This window comes from Nocardia tengchongensis (assembly GCF_054781395.1).
Genome location: NZ_BAAGUM010000004.1, coordinates 51,761 through 71,423 on the forward strand (window position 1 = coordinate 51,761; position 19,663 = coordinate 71,423).

A 19,663-nucleotide genomic window follows, 5' to 3' on the forward strand; every position below is an offset into this window, starting at 1 on the left:
CGCCGTCGGCGGCGGGTCGTGCTGGGTGTGGCGGTCATCGTGGTCGGGATCGTGGTGGCGATCGTCCTCGGAGTGCTCGCGACTGGCGCGGTGGCGTACCTCGTGGCCGACCCGGCGCTCTTCCTCGGCGCCGGCCTGGTGGTCGCGGTCGGTGTGTGCTTTTTGCTGAGCAGGTGGGGATTCGGCTTGTCAGGGGTGCGGCGTGCGACGTCGAGTGCGGCCGGGCTGGCCGCCGCGGTCGGCGTGGCGATCGTCGCGCTGGCGGCCATGACGATCCTCGATCCCTTCCCCGTCCAGCCGAAAGCCGATGCGCCGAAGGACGTCCAGTACTGGGAGCTGCCCACCGGGTCCCGCATCGCCTACGTCCATGCGGCCGCCGCAACGGGCCCGGGTGCGGAAGCCGCCGGTGATCTTCGTCCACGGCGGCCCGGGGACCCCGGGTGAGGGAATCCCGACCGGCGGCGCCGAACTCGCGGCCCGCGGATTCGACGTCTACGCCTACGACCAGGTGGGTGCGGGCCGCTCGACCCGGCTCAGCGATGTCACCGAGTACACCGTGCAACGCCAGGTCGAGGATCTCGAAGCCATCCGGAACCAGCTCGGCGCAGAGCAGCTAGTCCTCATCGGACGGTCCTGGGGCGGCTCGCTGACCGCGCAGTACATCGCGGCCCACCCGGATCACGTCGCGAAGGCCGTGTTCGTCGCGCCCGGCGCGATCTGGCCGGAGGCCTTTCCCGACGGGGTCGGTGAGCCGTGGAATGCGATGAATCCGGCGCAGCAGGCCCGCTACGACGAACTGATGGACAACTCGCGCATCCTGGCCCTGTCGTTGCTGATGGGCGTGAACCCCGAAGCCGCGCACGCGTTCGTCCCCGACGCCGAGGCCGACTCGTGGATGCACGAGGTGGCTCTGACCGGCCGCGACGGGGCCTCGTGCTCGCACGACATCACCACGCCGCCGCACGACAACCTCCAGGGCTTCTACGTGAACCAGATGACGACAAAGGATTTCGCGTCCATCACCGATCCCCGGCCTGCGCTGCGGAACGCGCGGGTTCCGGCCCTGGTGATGGCGGCGCAATGCGACTTCCTGCACTGGCCGGTCAGCCGCGAATACCGTGACACCCTGCCCAACGCGACGCTCATCGACATTCAGGGTGCGGGCCATGCGGTCTCGACCGACCAGCCTCAGCTGTTCACGCGCCTCCTCGAGACCTTCCTCGACGATCAGCCGCTTCCCCTGCCCGCCTACACCTCCATGGACCCGCCGCCCGGGCGCTGGACCAACTGAGCCTCAGACCTTCGACGCCGATTGGTCGAAGGTGAAGACGCCCGACGGGTCGTAGTGTTTCGCGATACCGCGCAGACGGGACGCATTGTCGCCGTAATAGGCGCTCGCCCAATCGGACAGGCCGGGATCGATGTAGTTCACGAAGGCCGTATTCCCCGTCAGCTCGCCCAGGCCGTCGCGCATGTCGTTCACCGCCGCCCGCGCTTCCGGAGTCGTGGCGCCGACATAAATCTGCGCGGTGGCCAATGCCCCTCGATACGGGAAGGCCGTGTCTTTCGGGCCGATTCGCGCCGGAGCGCCGGACAGGCTGTCCAGCAGGATATCCATACCGGTTCGCCCCGAGAGCAATGCGGTCAGGCGACTCGGGTCCGACAAAGGCTTCGTCAGTATGCGCGAGGACGCGGTGAACGACTCCCGGCCGAGCACTCCCCCGCCATTCCAATCCGGCCGGCACTGCTCCACCGCATAATTCGCGCAGCCACCGAAATACATCATCGCCGACAGGTAATCCTTGGATAGCGAATACCGGTTGGCCGGTTGCGTCCCGGTGGCCGCGACCAGCTTGTCGACCAGAGCATTCATATTGCTTTCGGATCCGACATAGCAGCCGTTGATCCGGCACGTCGGCGGGCTCCCGGCGGAAATGCCAAGGGTGGACCAGAATTCGTCCGGTGCGGAAGCGGTGAACGACTGCCAGGCGCCGAGCACCTCGGTCAGCGACCCGGCCGGGAAGCGCACCTGGAACACGGCCAGCTGGGGCGCCGCGACAGTCTTGAAGGTGAAGGAGGTGACGATGCCGAAGTTGCCTCCGCCACCACCGCGCAACGCCCAGAACAGGTCGGGCTCGGAGGTCTCCGAGGCCGTGCGCACCGTCCCGTCTGCGGTGACGACCTGCGCCGAAATCAGGTTGTCGCACGTCAATCCGTACTTGCCGGTCAGCACGCCGATGCCGCCGCCGAGGGTCAGGCCGGCGATCCCCACCGTCGGGCAGGAACCCGCGGGCAGGCAGCGACCGGCCTTCGCCAAGGCGGAGTACACATCCATCAGCCGGGCGCCCGCACCGATGATCGCGGTCCCGTCGGGTTTCACCTCGATACCGTTCATCGTCCCGAGGTCGACGACCAGGCCGTTGTCGGGTGTCGAATACCCGCCGTAGCTGTGCCCGCCGCTGCGCGCGGCGACCGGGATCCGCGCGCTCGCCGCCGCATTCACGCAGGCCTGCACATCGGAGGCCTTCGCGGCCTGCACGACAGCGGCGGGCGTGCGGGTGTCGAAGACGGGGTTGTAGGCCAGTTTGGCTGTCCCGTAGCCGGAATCGGCCGGCAGATGCAGCGGCCCCGCGAGCCGTTGCCGTAGCCCTACCCAATCCACCTGCCCCGCGGGTGTTTCAGCGCGAGGCTCGGCCGGCACACAACCGGTGACCGGTCCCAGCGCGGCCAGCCCGAGACCGAGCCCGGTCGCGCGCAACAGATTCCGCCTATCGATCGCCATGACGGCGCACCTCCCCCGAGGTCGCGCCCGACACAGCCGGGCGCACACGAACCACTCAACGGTTCGTTATCGCGCTCCGGAACGGAAGCGTTTACGTCAGCATGCCGTCGGCGAGTCGCGCCCAGTCCGACAGAACCTGCTTGCGACGCAAACGATCTCGACCCACCATCTCGTCGAGAGTCGCGCCGCGGACCAAATTGATGGTGAGCCAGAAGGCGGCTTCGAGACGGTCGCGGGACACGTCGAGGCGGCGGCCGCACGCGGCGAGGAGTTCGGCGGTCAGGTCGTGCTGCACGCGCAGCATGTAGCGGCGCAGTTCCTTGTCGTTGGCGATGCCAACGTACAACTCCACCGCCGCCTTGCCGAGCTTGCCCGCGAACGGCGCGGTCACCAACTCGACCAGGACCGCCCCCGGCGACGACTCCCCCGGCAGCGTCCGCTCCCGCCGCTGCAGCGCCTCGGCCTGCCGCTGCGTCAGGTGTTCGATGGTCTGGGCGAACAATTCCTGCCGGGTGTGGAAGTGGTGCAGTTGCGCGCCGCGGGTCACCCCGGCCCGGGCGGTGATATCGGCGATGGAGGCGCTCGCGTACCCGACCTCGGCCAGGCTGTCGATGGCGGCGTCGAGCAGCAGGGCTCGGGTGCGGAGACTCTTCTCCTGATGCTTGTTCGGGGGTAGACCGGATACCACCTGGTCAGTCTAGCCGCCTGCCGAAATTGCGTGCTGCCTTGCACGCAATTGGGTGTCGGTCGTACTGTGACCTCATGCCCGTCGATCGCCTGCTGCCCACGTCCGAAGCCCGCGACCTCATCGAGCTCACCCGCGACATCGCGGACAAGGTGCTCGAGCCGATCGTCGCCGAGTACGAGAAGCAGGAGCGCTATCCCGACGAAGCGTTCCGGGCGCTCGGCGCGGCGGGGCTGCTGAGCCTGCCGTATCCCGAGGAGTTCGGCGGCGGCGGTCAGCCCTACGAGGTGTACCTCCAGGTGCTCGAGGAACTGGGCGCGCGATGGGCGGCGGTCGCGGTGGCGGTGAGTGTGCACAGCCTGTCGTGCCATCCGCTGTTCGCCTACGGCACCGACGAGCAGAAGCAGCGGTGGCTGCCGGACATGCTGTCGGGCAACCTCATCGGCGCCTACAGCCTCTCGGAATCGCATGCCGGATCCGATGCGGCCGCACTGCGCTGCCGGGCCACCGAGACCGAGGGCGGCTACCGGATCACCGGCACCAAGGCGTGGATCACCAACGGCGGCAAGGCCGACTACTACACGCTGTTCGCCCGCACCGGTGAAGGCTCGCGCGGCATCTCCAGCTTCCTGGTGCCCGCCGACACCGAGGGCCTGACCTTCGGCAAGCCCGAGGAGAAGATGGGCCTGCGCGCGGTCCCCACCACGACCGCCGCCTACGACGACGCGTTCCTGCCCGCCGAACGCCTGATCGGCGCACCGGGCCAGGGCCTTTCGATCGCCTTCAGCGCCCTGGACTCCGGCCGGCTCGGCATCGCGGCCGTGGCCACCGGCATCGCCCAGCGCGCCCTCGACGACGCCGTCGCCTACGCCAAGCAGCGAGAAGCCTTCGGCCGCGCCATCATCGACCATCAGGGCCTGGGCTTCGTCCTCGCCGACATGGCCGCCGCCGTGGACTCCGCCCGCGCCACCTACCTCGACGCCGCCCGCCGCCGCGACGCCGGCCTCCCCTACTCCCGCCAGGCCAGCGTGGCCAAGCTGGTGGCCACCGACGCCGCCATGAAGGTCACCACCGACGCCGTACAGGTCTTCGGCGGCTACGGCTACACCCAGGACTTCCCCGTCGAGCGCTACATGCGCGAAGCCAAGATCACCCAGATCTTCGAGGGCACCAACCAGATTCAGCGGCTGGTCATCGCGCGGTCGCTGGCCACCGACTGACCGTCGCGGGAGCGGCAGACGTCAGCCGTCCCGCGCGGCGAGTGCTGCGTGGGACGGCTGACGAGGTGCTCAGCAACTACCGAATTGACACCACCAGGGCGTCTGTTGACGGTTCTGGTTTCCGTTCCAGTTGTTGTTGTTCCAATTGTTGTTGTTCCAGTTGTTGTCGTAATCGCGATGCCAGCGCCAGTCGTTGTCGCGCCACTCCCAGTGTCCGCCATTGTTGTCGCAGTCGCTGTTCTGCCAGCGGCCCCGCTCCTGCTGCCAGCTCGACCGGCCGGTGTGATCGCAGTCCCGGTACCAGCCGTTGTCGTTGTCCGCCAACGTCAGCGGCTCGGCCAGGGCGGGCCCGGCGAAGCCGATCGGCAGGACGACGAGCGCGCCGAGGACGAACGCCCGGGCCAGCCGGTGTCGTGTGGATGTGTGCTCGGAGATTGTCATGGCCAAACCTCAGTTCGGCACGGCCATAAAGGCGTCAGGAAGGTGCATCCTCGACCGACGTGGCAACCACGCACACTGCGCTCTACTGGCGGATTCGTGACCGTGGCAGAGGATCCGGGGGCGCTGTTCGTGGCCCACGGAAGATCGATGCTCGGTCCGACCTCAGTGCAAACCCGCCGTCCGGCCCGAAAAAGGGCTCGGACAGAGGGTCTCACCGGGACGTATGCCCGATGAGACCCTCCACCGTTCTTACGCCGTGGCCTCGCGCTTGGGCAGCTTCCAGCCCGGGCGCGGGAAGTGGCAGGTGTAACCGGTCGGGTAGCGGACCAGGTAGTCCTGGTGCTCGGGCTCGGCGTCCCAGAACGCGCTCGCCGGGGTCACCTCGGTGACCACCTTGCCCGGCCACAGGCGCGAGGCGTCCACGTCGGCGATGGTGTCCTCGGCGACCCGCTTCTGCTCGTCATCGAGGTAGAAGATGGCGGAGCGGTAGCTCGAGCCGATGTCGTTGCCCTGCCGATCCTTGGTGCTCGGATCGTGGATCTGGAAGAAGAACTCCAGCAGCGCACGGTAATCGGTCTGCGCCGGGTCGTAGACGATCTCGACGGCCTCGGCGTGCCCGGGGTGATTGCGGTAAGTCGGGTTGTCGTTGCGCCCGCCCGTGTAGCCCACCCGGGTGTCGAGCACGCCCGGCTGCCGCCGGATCAGGTCCTGCATGCCCCAGAAACACCCGCCGGCCAGGATTGCCTTCTGCGAGTCGGTCACGCTTCCTCCTTCGTGAACAGTGCCTTGTACTGTCCGTAGCCTTCGGATTCCAGATCGTCGAGGTGCACGAACCGCAGCGACGCCGAGTTGATGCAGTAGCGCAGCCCGCCCGCATCGCGCGGCCCATCGGGAAACACGTGCCCCAGATGGCTGTTGCCGTGCACCGACCGCACCTCGGTGCGAATCATGAAATGGCTGATATCGCGCTTCTCGGCCACATTCGCCGCGTCCAGCGGCTTGGTGAAACTCGGCCACCCCGATCCGCTGTCGAACTTGTCCGTCGACGCGAACAACGGCTCCCCGGACACCACATCCACATAGATACCCGGCTCGTGGTTGTCCCAGTACTCGCCGGTGAACGCGCGCTCGGTGCCGTTCTCCTGGGTGACCGAATACTGCTCGGGCGACAGTGCCGCCACCGCCGCCGGATTCCGGTTGTACTCCCGTGCCACATGACCTCCTTGGTAGGCCTCAGCTACAACCCACCCTGCCTGACGGAAAGTCCGTTCGCGAGCCCGCGTCATACTTCTGTCACCTTTACCCGCCGGGCATACTCACCACCGTGAGCGCACCCGAGAGCGATGCCGATGACGATCAGGTGCCCGCGTGGGCGCGGCGCACGGCCGGGGAATCGCGCTGGGCTGCCACCGCGGCCGTCATCGGGATCTTGCTGGTGCAGTACCTCCTGCCGCCCGAATACTCGGCCGGGCCCAACTGGGTCGTGCCGATCGTCGGGTTCGCACTGCTGATCATCCTGGTGATCGCCAACCCGGTCCGACTCGACCGCGAGGACGAGCGGCTGCGGCGATTCAGCCTGATGTTGATGGCATTGCTCGGCTTCGGCATGGTGTGGTCGGTGTCGCACCTGGTGAAATCGCTGATCAACGGCACGGCCGCGAACGATGCCGCCGGTCTGCTCGGCTCGGGCGCCGCGGTCTGGCTGTCCAACGTGCTCGTGTTCGCGCTCTGGTACTGGGATTTCGACCGGGGCGGTCCCGCGGCGCGCGCCCACGCCCGCAAGCCGTATCCGGATTTCCTGTGGGTCCAGATGCAGAATCCGGCACTCGCCGATCCCGATTGGGAACCGCAATTTCCGGATTATCTGTATCTGTCGTTCACCAACGCGACCGCCTTCAGTCCCACCGACGTGATGCCCATGACCCGCTGGGCCAAGCTCCTCATGATGGTGCAGTCCGGGATCTCGCTCGTCACCGTGAGCCTGGTCGTCGCCCGCGCGGTGAACGTCCTGCACTGACCGGTGAACCGGTCAGCGGTTGAAGAACATGTCGGCGACCAGCATGATCACCGCGATCGCGACGAACGCCGCGGCGAACATGATGGACTGGCCGATGGTGCCGACGATGCCGGCGGCCAGGAAGAGGGTCAGGACGGGGGCCCAGACGAACAGGTCCGGCGGGCCGAAGATGCGCTGCGGCTTGCGGGTGGCGGTGCCGCCGGAGGCGGGCTGACGGCGTTGCGGGGTTCCGCGTCCGGGTGTAGTCACCTGGGGGAGACTACAATTCGGCGGCCGACGGTGCCACCGCGGGGCGACGCGGGGGCAGGGCGCAGCAGCCCACGACGCAGGGCGCGCCGTCGACGGTGCAGCCCAGGCCGGTGATGTCGCTCAGGCGGGCCGGGGCCGCCGCGGACAGGTACTCCTGCACCAGGTCGGCGACCATGCGCGCGAAACGCGGGTCCGGGCCGGGGGTGGCGGCGCGGGCGAAGGCCATACCCAGTTCGGCGGCACGGTCTTTCGCCTCGTTGTCCAGGTCCCAGATGACCTCGAGGTGGTCGGAGACGAAACCGACGGGGCACACCACCACCGAGTCCACGCCCTGCTCGGCGAGCGCGTCGAGGTGGTCGACGATGTCGGGGTCCAGCCACGGCACCTGCGGCGGGCCCGAACGCGACTGCCAGACCAGGTCGTAGGCGTCGAATCCGGTTGCGGCGGCGCACAAGCGGGCCGCCTCGGCGACCTGACGGCTGTACAGGCGCTGCTCGGCGGGCGGGCCGGACGCGATATCGGCCGACACCGGCACCGAATGGGCGGTGAAGACCAGGCGGGCCGAATCACGCTTGTCCTGCGGCAGTTCCGCGACCGCCGCGCGGATCGCGTCCGCGAACGCCGCGATGAACAGCGGATGATCGAAATACTGGCGCAGCTTCACCAATTCGGGGGCATCGGCGACCGCGGCGCGGGCGCGCGTGATGTCCTCCTGGTATTGCAGGCAGCCCGAATATCCGCCCCACGCCGAGGTCGGGAACACCAGCGCCGAGCGAATACCGTCCGCGCGCATCCCCTCGACGGTCGCCTCGACCATGGGATGCCAGTTGCGGTTGCCGAAATACACCGGCAGATCGATTCCGCGCGAAGCGAATTCGGCCTCGATCGCCTTGATGATGTCGAGGTTCAGCGCGTTGATCGGTGAGACCCCGCCGAAGTGCAGGTAATGCTGCGCGACTTCGGCGAGGCGCTCCGGCGGCACGCCCCGGCCCCGAGTGACGTTCTCCAGGAACGGCATCACGTCCTCGGGGCGCTCGGGACCGCCGAAGGACAGCAGTAGCAGGGCGTCCACTTCACGAGCGGTGGGCTCCGCCGACACTGCTCTCCTCCTCAGAAACTCGAACCGCGGGTGATCAGTTGGAGCCGAAACCGGCTTCCGGGAACCAGGTGTTGTGGCTGGCGCCGCCGTCGACGTAGATGATCGAACCGGTGGTACCGGGCAGCCAATCCGAGAGCAGCGCCACGACCGACTTGGCGACCACCGACGGGTCGTCGACGTTCCAGCCGATCGGAGACGCGCCGTCCCAGTACTCGTTGAGCATGTTCAGCTGCTTGGCGTCATCGGTGGCGGTGCCCGCGATGGCCTTGGCCGCGAGGGTCTTGATCGGACCCGCCGCGATCAGGTTGGAGCGGATCTTCTTGGCGGTGCCGACTTCCCGCGCCACATAGCGGTTCACCGACTCCAGCGCCGCCTTGGCGACACCCATCCAGTTGTAGTACGGCATCGCGGTGCGCGGATCGAAGTCCATGCCCACGATCGAGCCGCCCTCGTTCATGGCGGGGAGCACGGCGCGCGCCAGCGAGGCGTAGGACCAGGCCGAGATCTCGAAGGCCTTGGCGGCGTCCGGACCCGGCGCGTCCAGGAAGTTCACCGCGTCCGGACCCATCAGGGTCTTGGGCGCGAACGCGATCGAGTGCAGCACGCCGTCGATGCCCTCCGGCGCCAGCTCACGCAGCTTGGCGGGCAGCTCGGCCAGGTTCTCTTCGCTGGTGACGTCCAGACCGATGGCCGGCGACACCTCCTGCGGCAGCCGCTTGGCGATGCGGTCGATGAGGCGCAGCCGCTCCGGGATACCGGTGATGATCACCTTCGCGCCCTGCTCCTGCGCGACCGCGGCCGCGTGGAAGGCGATCGACGAGTCGGTGATGATGCCGGTGATGAGTACGGTCTTGCCTGCGAGCAATCCAGCCATGGGGTGGTCGGTTCTCCTCGTTAGAAATGCTGGGGGTGAGGGTTGGGGCGGGGTCCGAGCGGAAAGCTCAGTGGCCCATGCCCATGCCGCCGTCGACGGGGATGATCGCGCCGGAGATGTAGGAGGCGTCGTCGGAGACGAGGAAGCTGATCGCCGCGGCGACATCCTCGACCTGCCCCATCCGGCCCGCGGGGATGATCTCGAGGACGTTCTTGCGCATCTCCTCGGTCATATCCTCACGGGTCATGTCGGTGTCGATCAGGCCGGGCGCGACCACGTTCGCGGTGATGTTGCGCTTGCCCACCTCGCGGGTGATGGCGCGAGCCATACCGATCAGACCGGACTTGGACGCCGCGTAGCTGACCTGCGCCGGCGAACCCATCTGGCCGACCACCGAGCCGAGGAAGACGATGCGGCCGAAGCGGTTCTTGAGCATGTTGCGGTTGGCGCGCTGGGCGACTCGCCAGGCACCGGTCAGGTTGGCGTCGATGACCTTGGTGAACGAGTCCTCGCTCATGCGCATGAACAGCGTGTTGTCCACGATGCCGGCGTTGGCGACGACGACCTCGACGGGACCTTGGTGCGCCTCCACCTCGGAGAACGCCCGATCGACCGATTCACCATCGGTCACATCGCATTTCACGCCGAAGAGACCCTCCGGCACACCGGACCCGCGATGGGTGACGGCGACCTTGTGTCCGTCGGCGAGCAGGCGCTGGGCGACCGCGAGCCCGATGCCGCGATTACCGCCGGTCACCAAGACCGACCGGGATGTGATGTTCGACATAGACGCAAACCTATCTGTTCGTGTTCGGGACTCGGCGCGCGGTACCGATTTACGGCAGACGCTGACGATAGAGCAACGCGGCCACCAACCCGGCGGCAGTCACCACCAAACCCAGCAGCAACCACGGGCGGCTGGCGTCGGCGACGGTCATCTCGTACCCGATCTGCTCTTCCAAGTGCGCGTAGACGTTCTTGAGTTCTTCCAGCGTGGAGGCGGTGAAGAATTCGCCGCCGGACAGCTTCGCGATCTCGCGCAGCGAGTCGTCGTCGACGGGCACGCGTACCCGCTGCGAACCCTTGCCGTCCTGGTCGGGGATCTCCACGGTGCCCCACGTGGTGCCGAACGAAATCGTCGACACCGGAATGCCTTTCTCCTTCGCCAGACGCGCGGCGGTGAAGCCGTGGCGAGGATTCTCGACATCCTTGTCGTCCGGGACGGTCTGCTTACCGTCGGACATCAGCACGACCTGCGCCGGCGGCGGCTTCTCCGCTCCCGGCAGCACCGAGGCCAGGGTGTCGATGGACTGCAACGCGGTCAGGATGCCCTCACCGGTCGCGGTGCGCTCGGCCAGTTTCATGGTGTCGATGGCGGCCTTGACCGCCTCCCGATTCGTGGTCGGCGACACCTGCACCGACGCGGTGCCCGCGAACGTCACCAGCCCCAGGTTGATGCCCGGGGTCAGATTGTCGGCGAATTCCTTGGCGGCCTTCTTGGCCACCTGAATTCGGCTGGGCGGCACGTCGGTCGCCTCCATCGACAGCGACACGTCGATCACCAGGATCACCGTGGCGCGGTTGCGGGGCACCTTCTTCGCCGCGGTCGGACCGGCCGCCGCGAACGTGAGGAACATCAGGCCGACCAGCGTCACCGCGACGGGGATATGCCGCCACGGCTTGGGCTGGCGGGGCGCGACCTTCTCCAGCATCTCCATATTGGAGAAGCGCAGCATCTGCTTGCGCCGACGCTGCTGCATCAGGATGTAGATCAACGCCGCCAGCGCGATCACGGCCAGGAAGGCCAGCCAATACTGGTAGGCGAAATGCGAAAGGCTGAAAGTCAGCTCGCCGATAGTCACTGCCGCGGCACCCGTCCGGCATTCGGGGCGCCAAAGGTATGGCGCCGGGTGGACACGAATCTCACCACGTCCGCGATCCAGTCGCCGTCGGTGCGCAGGGTCATCACCGGCGCACCGCAACTGCGCAACGCCTGCTCGACCTGATCCCGATGGCCTTGCGCGGCACGCGCGAAATCGGCGCGGAGCGTGGGGGTCACACTGAATTCCCGGGTCCGTCCGGTCTCCGGGTCGTGCAGGACCACATCGCCCAGATCCGGAAGCTCCAGATCGCGCGGGTCCAGCACCTCGACACCGAGCAGATCGTGGCGGCCGGAAATGGCGCGCAGCGCATGCTGCCAGTCGATATCGCCGAGGAAGTCGGAAATGACCACGGCCAGACCGCGTTTGCGCTGCGGGCGGCGCAGCGCCTCGATGGCCCCGAGCAGATCGCCGCGCACACCGTCGGGCGCGTGCGGAGTGGTCGCGATCTTGCGCAGCATCGCCTGCTCGTGCACCCGGCCGCTGCGGGCCGGAATGCGGATCAGCTCCTGGCCGTTGGCCACCACCGCGCCGATCCGGTTGCCGCCGCCGCTGGTCAGATGCGTGACCGCGGCCGCCGCGGCGACCACCAGATCCCGCTTCTCACACAGCGCGGTACCGAAGTCGAGGCTGGCCGACAGGTCGACCACCAGCCACGTCTCCAGCTCACGGTCGGCAATCATCTGCCGCACGTGCGGATGGGTGGTGCGGGCGGTGACCGACCAATCCATCTGCCGCACATCGTCGCCCGGCTGATACATGCGGGCATCGCCGGGCTCGGAGCCGGGACCGGGGATCAAGCCCAGGTGGTCACCGTGCAGCACACCGTCCAGGCGGCGGCGCACGGTGAGTTCGAGGGTGCGCAGCGCCGCCTTCAACCGCGGGTCGGTCAGCTGCCCCCGCTGGAACGAGGGCGGGGCGTGCGTGGCACCGCTGGGGGATGAGATCGTCACGGGCGCAATCGATTCCGTGGCCGCCTACTTCTGCGGCTGACCGGGGACGGCGGGCATCTGACCGTTCGGGGGCTGCGGAATGCCCTGCTGCTGCGGCGGCTGCGGGATGCCCGGGGCGGGCACACCGGGCTGCGGGATGCCCGGCTGCGGCACGGCGGCGGGCATCGGCGCGGGCGCCCCCGCCGGAGCGTTGGCCTGGGCGGCGACCTGCGGCAGGCCGACGGTCTGCAGCACGCGCTTGATCACGTCGTCGGGGCTGACCTCGTCGGCCATCGCGTCGTAGGACAGCACCAGGCGGTGGCGCAGCACGTCCGGGATCACCTCGACCACGTCCTGCGGGACCACGTAGTCGCGGCCGCGGATCAGGGCCACCGCGCGGGCGGCGGCGATGATGCCCAGCGAAGCACGCGGGGAGGCGCCGTAGGAGATCCAGCCGGCCACGTCCTGCATGCCGAAGTCGGCGGGCTTACGGGTCGCGGCGATCACGCGGACCACGTAGTCGACCAGTGCGTGGTGCACGAAGGTGTTGGCGGCGACGTTCTGCAGCCGCACCAGCTCGGCGGGGTCGAGCACCCGCTTGGCCTCCGGCGGGGTGACACCCATCCGGTAGATGATCTCGCGCTCCTCCTCCACGGAGGGGTAGTCGACGACGACCTTGAACAGGAAGCGGTCGCGCTGCGCCTCGGGCAGCGCGTACACGCCCTCCGATTCGATCGGGTTCTGAGTCGCCATGACCAGGAACGGGTTCGGCATCGGGTAGGTCTTGCCGCCGATGGTCACGTGCCGCTCGGCCATCACCTCGAGCAGCGCCGACTGCACCTTGGCCGGCGCGCGGTTGATCTCGTCGGCGAGCACGAAGTTCGCGACCACCGGGCCCAGCTCGGTGTCGAACTCCTCGCGGCCCTGCCGGTAGATGCGGGTACCGACGAGGTCGGTGGGCACCAGGTCCGGGGTGAACTGCACGCGCGAGAAGCTGCCGCCCACCACCGTCGCGAAGGTCTCCACGGCCAGCGTCTTGGCGATACCGGGCACACCCTCCAGCAGCACGTGGCCCTTGGCGAGGACACCGACCAACAGCCGCTCGACCAGCCGATCCTGGCCGACGATCACGCGTTTGACTTCGTAGATCGCCTTTTCCAGGGTCTGGACATCGCGCTCGAGGGTGCTCGGAGCCGAAGGCACATCCTTCACCGTGCTTACCCCGCTCACACCGTCAGTCGAAGTCACCAACATCCCCGCTTTCGCCTTGGTCCTGTGCGTTCCGCCCCAACTATTCCAGGTATCTCGCGCGATTGCCGCACCCGGATGCGATCGGGGCGCGAATTTCGGCCGCGAAATGTGCCTTTCGGCTATTTCCGGGCCGTCGTGGCCCGCTCCAGGACCAGTTCGACCGCGTCGGCGACCGGGGTGTGACCGCCGGTGAGTTCGATGATCACCCGGTCGAGCGCGGGGCGGTGCAGGGCGACATCGATGAAGGCGGCCACGTCGTCGCGGCAGACATCGCCGTACTCGATCGCGAGTCCGGCTGTGACCAGGCCCTTTCCGGGTTCGTCGCGCAGCGTGCCGGGACGCACGATCAGCCAGTCCAGGTCGGTGGCGACCAGGTACGCGTCGGCGGCCTTCTTCACCCGCATGTAGTGCTCGAAGCCCGGGGTGGTTTCGCGATCGCGGCCCGCGTCGGGAAAGACGGAAACCAGGATCAACCGGGCAACTCCGGCGAAGCGAGCGGCATCTGCGGCCTTCTCCAGTCCCCTGCCGTCGATGAGGGAGGTCTGCTCGAGGCCGGTCCCGTGCGCGCCCGCGGAGAAGACGACCGCGTCGTGACCGTGGAACTTGGCCGCGAGGTCATCGACCGAATCCGTGATCAGATCACCGGACACGGGCGTCGCGCCCGTCGCGGCGATGATCCGCGCCTGATCGGGACCGCGATGCATGCCGGTCACCTCGTCACCGCGGGCGGTCAGCAGCGCCGACAAGCGGCGACCGATGCCTCCGGCCGCACCGATCTGGAACACCTTCACGATCGCTCCTCTCGTTGGCGGGACGGTTCCAGCTTCCCACCCGCGCGGGGCTGTCCGCGGCAGCGGTGGCACGCGGGCATTTCCGGCCAGTGTCGAGAAAGTTTCCGGACCCTGGATCACTACGGTGAAAAGGCGTCTAATCTTGCGAATGTCTCTGCCGCCGACCGTTTCTCCGCCGGTAGCGTTATCCGTATCGGTCGACGGTGTCCGGTGATACGGGATGTGGTGTGCAGTGTGGGATTTCGAGGTTTCGCCCGAGCAATCCATCGGCGGAACGGTGCTGGAAGAACTCCGGGAGCGAGCGATCGCGGACGGGGTCGCGCTACGGGTGGGAGTGGTGGTCGAACACAATGACGCGGTGTTGATGCTCGAGCACGAGGAGCACGTCGAAGGGCGCAGTCCGCTGCACCTGCCCGGAACCGTGGTCCGCCCGGGTGAGTCGCTGGCCGGCGCCGTGGTGCGCGCGGTGCGGGAGGAGACCGGTCTCGTGGTGACCGATATCCTGCGGCACCTCGGCAGCTTCGACTACCTGTCCAGCGCCGGGAAACCGGTGCGCAGAGAGCATTTCGCCGCCGTCGTGGCGAGTGCCGGACCGGTGCGGGTGACCAACTACGCCGAGTACCGATGGGTGCCGCTGACCGGCGACCTGCCGGTAACCTCGTCGATCCGCCGGATCCTGTCGACCTATCAGGAGTAGTCGCGCGCCTGCCCGAGGTAGGCCGGGGCGTGCGCGGCGACGTGATCACGCAGCCGCGCGACGGCCGGGGTCGGGCGGTGCCCGCCCGAGACGAGGCCGATGCTGCGGTCGCGGGCGCCGGTCAGGGTGACGCGGGTGAGGCCCGGGTGTGGTAGCTCCGGGGCCGGGAGCACCGCGATGCCCAGATTCTGGGCGACCAGGGCGCGCAGGGTCTCGAACTCGGTGATCTCGAAGCCCACCCGCGGGGTGAATCCGGCCTCGGCGCACCAGGAGTCGAACAGGCCGCGCAGGTGGTAGGTCGGCGGGTTGGCGATGAACGGCTCGCCCGCCAGATCTGCGAGGTCGACCTCGGTGCGGGATGCGAGCGGGTGGGCGTCGGCGACGTAGAGGTGCAGGCGCTGCACTCCCAGGATGATCGTGGGCAGGTCGTCGGGAGCTGGGATGGTGACGGCCAGATCCAGGCGGCCGTCGCGCACCATCTCCACCAGGGCGCTGCCGTGCGCCTGCACCAGGTGCAGGCGGATGCGGGGCGCGTGCCCGTGGAAGTCGGCCAGCAGCGACGGGACGCTGACCGGGCCGAGGGTGAACGGGAAGCCGAAGCGGACCAGACCACTGTCGGGGTCGGCATCGCTGCGGACCACGTCGACGGCGTCGCCCAGGGCTTGAACCAGCCCGCGCGTGCGGTCGAACAGTTCCTGACCGGCCGCGGTCAGCGCGATTCGACGACCGACCGGTTGGAAGAGTTTCACCCCGACCGCCTGCTCGACCGCCCGCAACCGGCGGCTCAGCGATGACTGCGGCACACCCAGCCGCTGCGCCGCGCGCGTGACATGCCCCTCCGCCGCCACCGCGTCGAACGCCGCCAGCAGCGGAATGAGGGCCTCGACCTGCGGGGACAGCGATTCATCCATATTCGGATCATAAATGCGTGAAATGAACATTGGACGGATCGATGGGCGCGGCGTGACGATGACCGGGTACCCGCAGCCCAGGAGGTCGGCCCCATGGACAAGCACTCCGCACATCCCGAATCCGGCACGGACACAGAGGTTCTCGATGTCGCCCTGATCGGCGGCGGCATCATGTCCGCCACCCTCGGCGCGATGATCGCCGCCCTGCAACCCGAGTGGTCGATGACGCTGCTCGAACGACTCGATCGGGTCGCGGCGGAGAGCTCCGATCCCTGGAACAACGCGGGCACCGGGCATTCCGGGCTGTGCGAGCTCAACTACATGCCCGATCCCGGCGATCCGGACAAGGCAGCGGAGATCGCGGCCATGTTCGCGGTGTCCCGGCAGTTCTGGGCCGGGCTCGCCGACCGGGGCGACCTGACCGGCACCGGATTCCTCACCGCGACACCGCACATGGACGTGGTGTTCGGCGAACGCGACGTCGCCTACCTGCGCCACAGATTCGAGACCCTGCGCGCACTGCCGGCGTTCGCGGCCATGGAGTACAGCGAGGACCACGCCACCATCGCGAGCTGGGCGCCCCTGGTCATGGCCGGCCGCGCCCCGGACCAGCCGGTCGCCGCGACCCGCTACGAGGCAGGCACCGATGTCGACTTCGGCGCGCTCACCGGGCAGTTGGTGGAGGCCATGACGAACGCGGGCACGCAACTGCGGCTGGGTCACGAGGTCACCGGGTTGCGGCGCGCGGCCGACGGCATCTGGACGGTCACCGGACGGGACCGGAACACGAAGCGGCGCTTTGCCATCCGCGCCCGGTTCGTCTTCGTCGGGGCGGGCGGCCACGCGCTCGGGCTCCTGCAGAAGTCCCGCATCCCCGAAGTCCGCGGCTACGGCGTCTTCCCGGTCGGCGCGCAATTCCTGCGCACCGACAACCCGGAGGTCGTCGCCCGGCACGAGGCGAAGGTCTACAGCCAGGCCGCGCTGGGCGCTCCCCCGATGTCCGTGCCACACTTGGACAAACGCAACGTCGAGGGCCGATCGTCACTGCTGTTCGGCCCCTACGCCACCTTCAGCACCCGACTGCTGAAACACGGCAGGCTCACCGACCTGTTCACCACGCTGCGCCTGACGAACATCGTCGTGCTGGTGGCGGCCGGCCTCCGGAATCTGCCCTTGGTGCGCTACCTGATCACCGAGCTGCTCTCCACACGGCGACGCAAGTTCGCACAGCTGCAACGCTTCTACCCCGAAGCCGACCCCGCCGACTGGTATCTGGTGCAGGCCGGTCAGCGCGCCCAGCTCGTCACCCCCGACCTCGATCGGGTGGGCGCACTGAGGATGGGCATCGAACTCGTCACGGGCGCCGACGGCACCATCGCGGGACTGCTGGGCGCGTCCCCCGGCGCTTCGACCGCGCCCGCCATCATGGCCGACCTGTTGGATCGTTGCTTCCCCCAGCACCGTTCGCGGTGGGAACCCACCCTGCGACAGCTGATGCCGGGTCACGCCGTCGGCTCGAACTCCCACAGCACAGGCCCGAACGTGCCCGCCGCGATCGGGAAGTAGCTGTGATGATCGGCTGAATCGACCACCACGATGTGCGCGCCGTCGGCCAGGTGCTCGGCCCCAACGGGTGTGGTGTGCCCGGCGCGGCGTTCGAGCACGCTCACCCAGCCGATCTCGGTCGCCACGTAGACGCGCTGCGCACCCGGATCCCAGGCGAGCACGTCCGGGGTCTCGCCGACTCTGTTGTGGTCGGTGACAGCGCGTTTCGTGAGATCGACGGTGACGAGGGTGGCGTTGTCCTCGCAGCCGGCGTACATGATCTGCGCCGATGCATCGAGCGCCAGTCCGTGCGGGCCCGAGCAGCCGGGCGTCGGAATGCGGTCGGTGACGGTCAAGGTGTCCGGTGCGATCACCGCGAGTTCGTCGTGCCCCTGCACGGCCACGATGATCCGATCGAGGCCGGGGTCGTAGACGACATTGCCGACCTCGCCGCCCAGAGTCACGGTGCCGCGGACGTTTCCGGTGTCGGCGTCGACAACCGTTTCACTGCCCGCGTGTTCGTCGGTGGTCCAGACCGCGTCGCGGATCGGGTCGTAGGCGAGTCCGTCCGGGTATCTCCCGGTGGGCGCGCGGAACAGCACCGACCCGCTGTCCTCGTCGAGGGCGACGACCTGATCGCGCCCGGTCACGGTCGCGTAGACCCGGTGCTTGTCCGGAACGACCAGCACGCCGTGCACGTCCGGCGTGTCGGCGATGGTGCGCACGACGGTGCGCGCGCGGGCATCGACCTCCACGATCTCCCCCGCCCCCATATGCGCCAGGAACAGCAGTCCCCGGCCGGAATCCAGACTCGCGTAATCGAATCGGGACGACCCGCCCGGCAGGGCCACCGCGGCGACCTTGCGCAGCGGCAGCGGACCGCCGGTGGTGGCCGGACCCGATGAGCAGGCCGCGACCAGTGCGGTCCCGGCCAGCGCCCATCCGATGCGTCGCCACCACATCCGGTTCACCTCATGCGATTGCGCAGACGCCACGGAAGAGTTCGGCGGCCGCGTCGGCGGCGGGCTCGATCAGGCGGGGGTCGTCGTAGAAGTCGATCTGGCCGACCGAGTCCAGCCACAGCTCCGATTTCGGGGATGCGACTCCAGCGTAGAACTTGTGCGCCCACGGCGGGACCAGGGCGTTCTCCGAGTGGACCAGCAGGAACGGCACCGACAGGCGGGCCGCAGCCTCCTGTGCGTCGAAACCGGCGGTGTGCTCGAAGGATTCGACGGCGAAACCGTTGGTGTAGTTGGGGACCACGCCGCGCGGGGTGCCGTAGTACTCGAACGCCTCGGTCAGCGGCATGGCCACATCGCCGTTGTCGGCGGCGACGGCGGGGATGGTCTCCACCGCGCCGGTCGCCAGGCGACGCTCGCGGGCCAGGCGGCCGCGCTCGACGACCGCCGGATCGGCCGGGTTGGCGGCGGCGTCGGCGTAGACCCCGGCGACGCCCGCGAAGGCCCGGAGCCGCGGGTCGTCGGCGACGGCGCGAGCCATGTAACCGCCGCCGGCGCAGACGCCGAGCGCGACCACGGGCTTGCCGGTGAAGCGCTCGTCGGCTTCCAGCGCGGATACCGCGGCGCTGATGTCGGCGGCCTTGCCCAGCGGATCCTCCAATTGGCGTGGCTCACCGGCGCTTTCACCGAAGGTGCGGTGGTCGAAGGCCAGGGCCGCGAATCCGCGCCGGGCCAGCGCCTCGGCGTAGACGCCGGCGGCCTGCTCCTTGACCGAGGTCAGCGGGCCGGTGGTGACCACCACGCCGGTGGGTTCGCCCGCCGGCAGGTACAGAGTGCCGACCAGTCGGTCTCCGGACCGGGTGAAGGTGAACGGAACTGTGTTGACAGTCATCTGGTGCTCTCGTCCTCGAAGTCGTCGCATTACGGTGAAACAAGACGGTAGGCGCGGACCACGGCCACCGATAGAAGGCACTTCGAAGTGCCCTTCCGAACGGAGGCGCAATGGAACTGGTGATCCCCGACGTACTCGAGGAATCCTGCACCACCCGCCAGGCCCTCGAACGCCTCGCCGCCAAGTGGCGCATCCTGCTGATCTACGCGCTCCTCGACGGCGCGCAACGCCCGGCCGCCCTGCGCCGCCGCCTGCCCGGCATCACCCAGAAGGTGCTCACGGAAACGTTGCGCGGCATGGAATCCGACGGTCTGGTCGAACGCCACGTCTACAAACAGACTGCCCCGCAACACATCGAGTACTCACTCACCGAACTCGGCAAGTCCCTGCAAACGCCGCTCGCCGCCATTTGCGCCTGGGCCACTGACCATTCGTGAC

General features: G+C 68.5%; 23 protein-coding genes. 7 read left to right on the top strand and 16 right to left on the bottom strand.

The features are described from left to right. The first annotated feature begins 18 nt into the window (after positions 1-18). Entirely contained in the window at positions 19-444 is a 426-nt protein-coding gene (locus tag ACYVKL_RS05420) for a hypothetical protein (RefSeq protein WP_379173968.1), read from the top strand. Beyond that, the gene (locus tag ACYVKL_RS05425; RefSeq protein ID WP_379173969.1) at positions 407-1,291 is read left to right on the top strand and encodes an alpha/beta hydrolase; all 885 of its coding nucleotides are present in this window, start codon (positions 407-409) and stop codon (positions 1,289-1,291) included. The genes ACYVKL_RS05420 and ACYVKL_RS05425 overlap by 38 nt, the downstream gene beginning before the upstream one ends. A 3-nt stretch (positions 1,292-1,294) precedes the next feature. Here the strand turns inward: ACYVKL_RS05425 and ACYVKL_RS05430 are convergent, their stop codons facing one another. Then, positions 1,295-2,782: an FAD-binding oxidoreductase gene (locus ACYVKL_RS05430; RefSeq protein ID WP_379173970.1), complete on the bottom strand. Its 1,488-nt coding sequence runs from the start codon at positions 2,780-2,782 to the stop codon at positions 1,295-1,297. A 91-nt stretch (positions 2,783-2,873) separates the two neighbouring features. Further along, positions 2,874-3,470 carry a TetR/AcrR family transcriptional regulator gene (locus ACYVKL_RS05435; RefSeq protein ID WP_379173971.1) on the bottom strand — a complete coding sequence of 199 codons (597 nt, stop codon included), beginning with the start codon at positions 3,468-3,470 and terminating at the stop codon, positions 2,874-2,876. A 74-nt stretch (positions 3,471-3,544) separates the two neighbouring features. On the opposite strand from ACYVKL_RS05435, the gene ACYVKL_RS05440 reads away from it, so the two are divergent. Continuing rightward, complete coding sequence (locus ACYVKL_RS05440) at positions 3,545-4,687, top strand: acyl-CoA dehydrogenase family protein (protein ID WP_379173972.1); 1,143 nt, start codon at positions 3,545-3,547, stop codon at positions 4,685-4,687. A 69-nt stretch (positions 4,688-4,756) separates the two neighbouring features. Here ACYVKL_RS05440 and ACYVKL_RS05445 read toward each other — a convergent pair whose 3' ends face one another. The 3 genes from ACYVKL_RS05445 to msrB all read right to left on the bottom strand — a co-directional run bounded on the left by ACYVKL_RS05445 (position 4,757) and on the right by msrB (position 6,342). Next, positions 4,757-5,128, bottom strand: a complete 372-nt coding sequence (locus tag ACYVKL_RS05445) for a hypothetical protein (RefSeq protein ID WP_379173973.1) — start codon at positions 5,126-5,128, stop codon at positions 4,757-4,759. 249 nt (positions 5,129-5,377) lie between these two features. Then, positions 5,378-5,842, bottom strand: coding sequence for a peptide-methionine (S)-S-oxide reductase MsrA (msrA, locus tag ACYVKL_RS05450; protein ID WP_379174052.1), 465 nt, complete (start codon positions 5,840-5,842; stop codon positions 5,378-5,380). A 44-nt stretch (positions 5,843-5,886) separates the two neighbouring features. Beyond that, positions 5,887-6,342, bottom strand: coding sequence for a peptide-methionine (R)-S-oxide reductase MsrB (msrB, locus tag ACYVKL_RS05455; protein WP_379173974.1), 456 nt, complete (start codon positions 6,340-6,342; stop codon positions 5,887-5,889). A gap of 110 nt (positions 6,343-6,452) precedes the next feature. Here msrB and ACYVKL_RS05460 point away from each other — a divergent pair, with 110 nt between their 5' ends. Next, positions 6,453-7,145 carry a hypothetical protein gene (locus ACYVKL_RS05460; RefSeq protein WP_379173975.1) on the top strand — a complete coding sequence of 231 codons (693 nt, stop codon included), beginning with the start codon at positions 6,453-6,455 and terminating at the stop codon, positions 7,143-7,145. 12 nt (positions 7,146-7,157) lie between these two features. Here ACYVKL_RS05460 and ACYVKL_RS05465 read toward each other — a convergent pair whose 3' ends face one another. The 8 genes from ACYVKL_RS05465 to ACYVKL_RS05500 all read right to left on the bottom strand — a co-directional run bounded on the left by ACYVKL_RS05465 (position 7,158) and on the right by ACYVKL_RS05500 (position 14,221). After that, positions 7,158-7,394, bottom strand: coding sequence for a hypothetical protein (locus tag ACYVKL_RS05465; RefSeq protein ID WP_213555904.1), 237 nt, complete (start codon positions 7,392-7,394; stop codon positions 7,158-7,160). Positions 7,395-7,404: 10 nt separating this feature from the next. Then, positions 7,405-8,493: a ferrochelatase gene (locus tag ACYVKL_RS05470; protein ID WP_379173977.1), complete on the bottom strand. Its 1,089-nt coding sequence runs from the start codon at positions 8,491-8,493 to the stop codon at positions 7,405-7,407. A gap of 34 nt (positions 8,494-8,527) precedes the next feature. Then, a complete protein-coding gene (gene inhA, locus ACYVKL_RS05475; protein WP_379173978.1) occupies positions 8,528-9,367 on the bottom strand; it encodes an NADH-dependent enoyl-ACP reductase InhA in 840 nt (279 codons plus the stop codon). A 67-nt stretch (positions 9,368-9,434) separates the two neighbouring features. Next, positions 9,435-10,154, bottom strand: a complete 720-nt coding sequence (gene fabG1, locus ACYVKL_RS05480) for a 3-oxoacyl-ACP reductase FabG1 (RefSeq protein WP_379173980.1) — start codon at positions 10,152-10,154, stop codon at positions 9,435-9,437. Positions 10,155-10,203: 49 nt separating this feature from the next. Next, positions 10,204-11,229, bottom strand: a complete 1,026-nt coding sequence (locus ACYVKL_RS05485) for a VWA domain-containing protein (protein ID WP_357199944.1) — start codon at positions 11,227-11,229, stop codon at positions 10,204-10,206. Then, positions 11,226-12,200, bottom strand: coding sequence for a DUF58 domain-containing protein (locus ACYVKL_RS05490; RefSeq protein WP_357199941.1), 975 nt, complete (start codon positions 12,198-12,200; stop codon positions 11,226-11,228). Before ACYVKL_RS05490 ends, ACYVKL_RS05485 begins: the two co-directional genes overlap by 4 nt. 24 nt (positions 12,201-12,224) lie before the next feature. Further along, positions 12,225-13,433 carry an AAA family ATPase gene (locus ACYVKL_RS05495; protein ID WP_379173982.1) on the bottom strand — a complete coding sequence of 403 codons (1,209 nt, stop codon included), beginning with the start codon at positions 13,431-13,433 and terminating at the stop codon, positions 12,225-12,227. A gap of 116 nt (positions 13,434-13,549) precedes the next feature. Continuing rightward, positions 13,550-14,221, bottom strand: coding sequence for an NAD(P)H-binding protein (locus ACYVKL_RS05500; protein WP_379173983.1), 672 nt, complete (start codon positions 14,219-14,221; stop codon positions 13,550-13,552). A 232-nt stretch (positions 14,222-14,453) separates the two neighbouring features. Between ACYVKL_RS05500 and ACYVKL_RS05505 the strand changes: the two genes are divergently transcribed. Then, positions 14,454-14,918 carry an NUDIX hydrolase gene (locus tag ACYVKL_RS05505; RefSeq protein ID WP_379173984.1) on the top strand — a complete coding sequence of 155 codons (465 nt, stop codon included), beginning with the start codon at positions 14,454-14,456 and terminating at the stop codon, positions 14,916-14,918. On the opposite strand, the gene ACYVKL_RS05510 is transcribed toward ACYVKL_RS05505, so the two are convergent. Further along, on the bottom strand, positions 14,909-15,829 hold the full coding sequence (locus ACYVKL_RS05510; RefSeq protein WP_379173986.1) for a LysR family transcriptional regulator: 921 nt from the start codon (positions 15,827-15,829) through the stop codon (positions 14,909-14,911). The genes ACYVKL_RS05505 and ACYVKL_RS05510 overlap by 10 nt on opposite strands. A gap of 93 nt (positions 15,830-15,922) precedes the next feature. Here ACYVKL_RS05510 and mqo point away from each other — a divergent pair, with 93 nt between their 5' ends. Further along, positions 15,923-17,395, top strand: a complete 1,473-nt coding sequence (mqo, locus tag ACYVKL_RS05515; protein WP_379173987.1) for a malate dehydrogenase (quinone) — start codon at positions 15,923-15,925, stop codon at positions 17,393-17,395. Here the strand turns inward: mqo and ACYVKL_RS05520 are convergent. Further along, the gene (locus ACYVKL_RS05520) at positions 17,332-18,336 is read right to left on the bottom strand and encodes a YncE family protein (RefSeq protein WP_379173988.1); all 1,005 of its coding nucleotides are present in this window, start codon (positions 18,334-18,336) and stop codon (positions 17,332-17,334) included. The two genes, mqo and ACYVKL_RS05520, sit on opposite strands and share 64 nt — an antisense overlap. Before the next feature lie 10 nt (positions 18,337-18,346). Further along, positions 18,347-19,225, bottom strand: coding sequence for an alpha/beta hydrolase (locus ACYVKL_RS05525; protein ID WP_379173989.1), 879 nt, complete (start codon positions 19,223-19,225; stop codon positions 18,347-18,349). Between the two features lie 110 nt (positions 19,226-19,335). On the opposite strand from ACYVKL_RS05525, the gene ACYVKL_RS05530 reads away from it, so the two are divergent. Further along, positions 19,336-19,662 carry a winged helix-turn-helix transcriptional regulator gene (locus tag ACYVKL_RS05530; RefSeq protein WP_379173990.1) on the top strand — a complete coding sequence of 109 codons (327 nt, stop codon included), beginning with the start codon at positions 19,336-19,338 and terminating at the stop codon, positions 19,660-19,662. The last annotated feature ends 1 nt before the right edge of the window (position 19,663 follow it).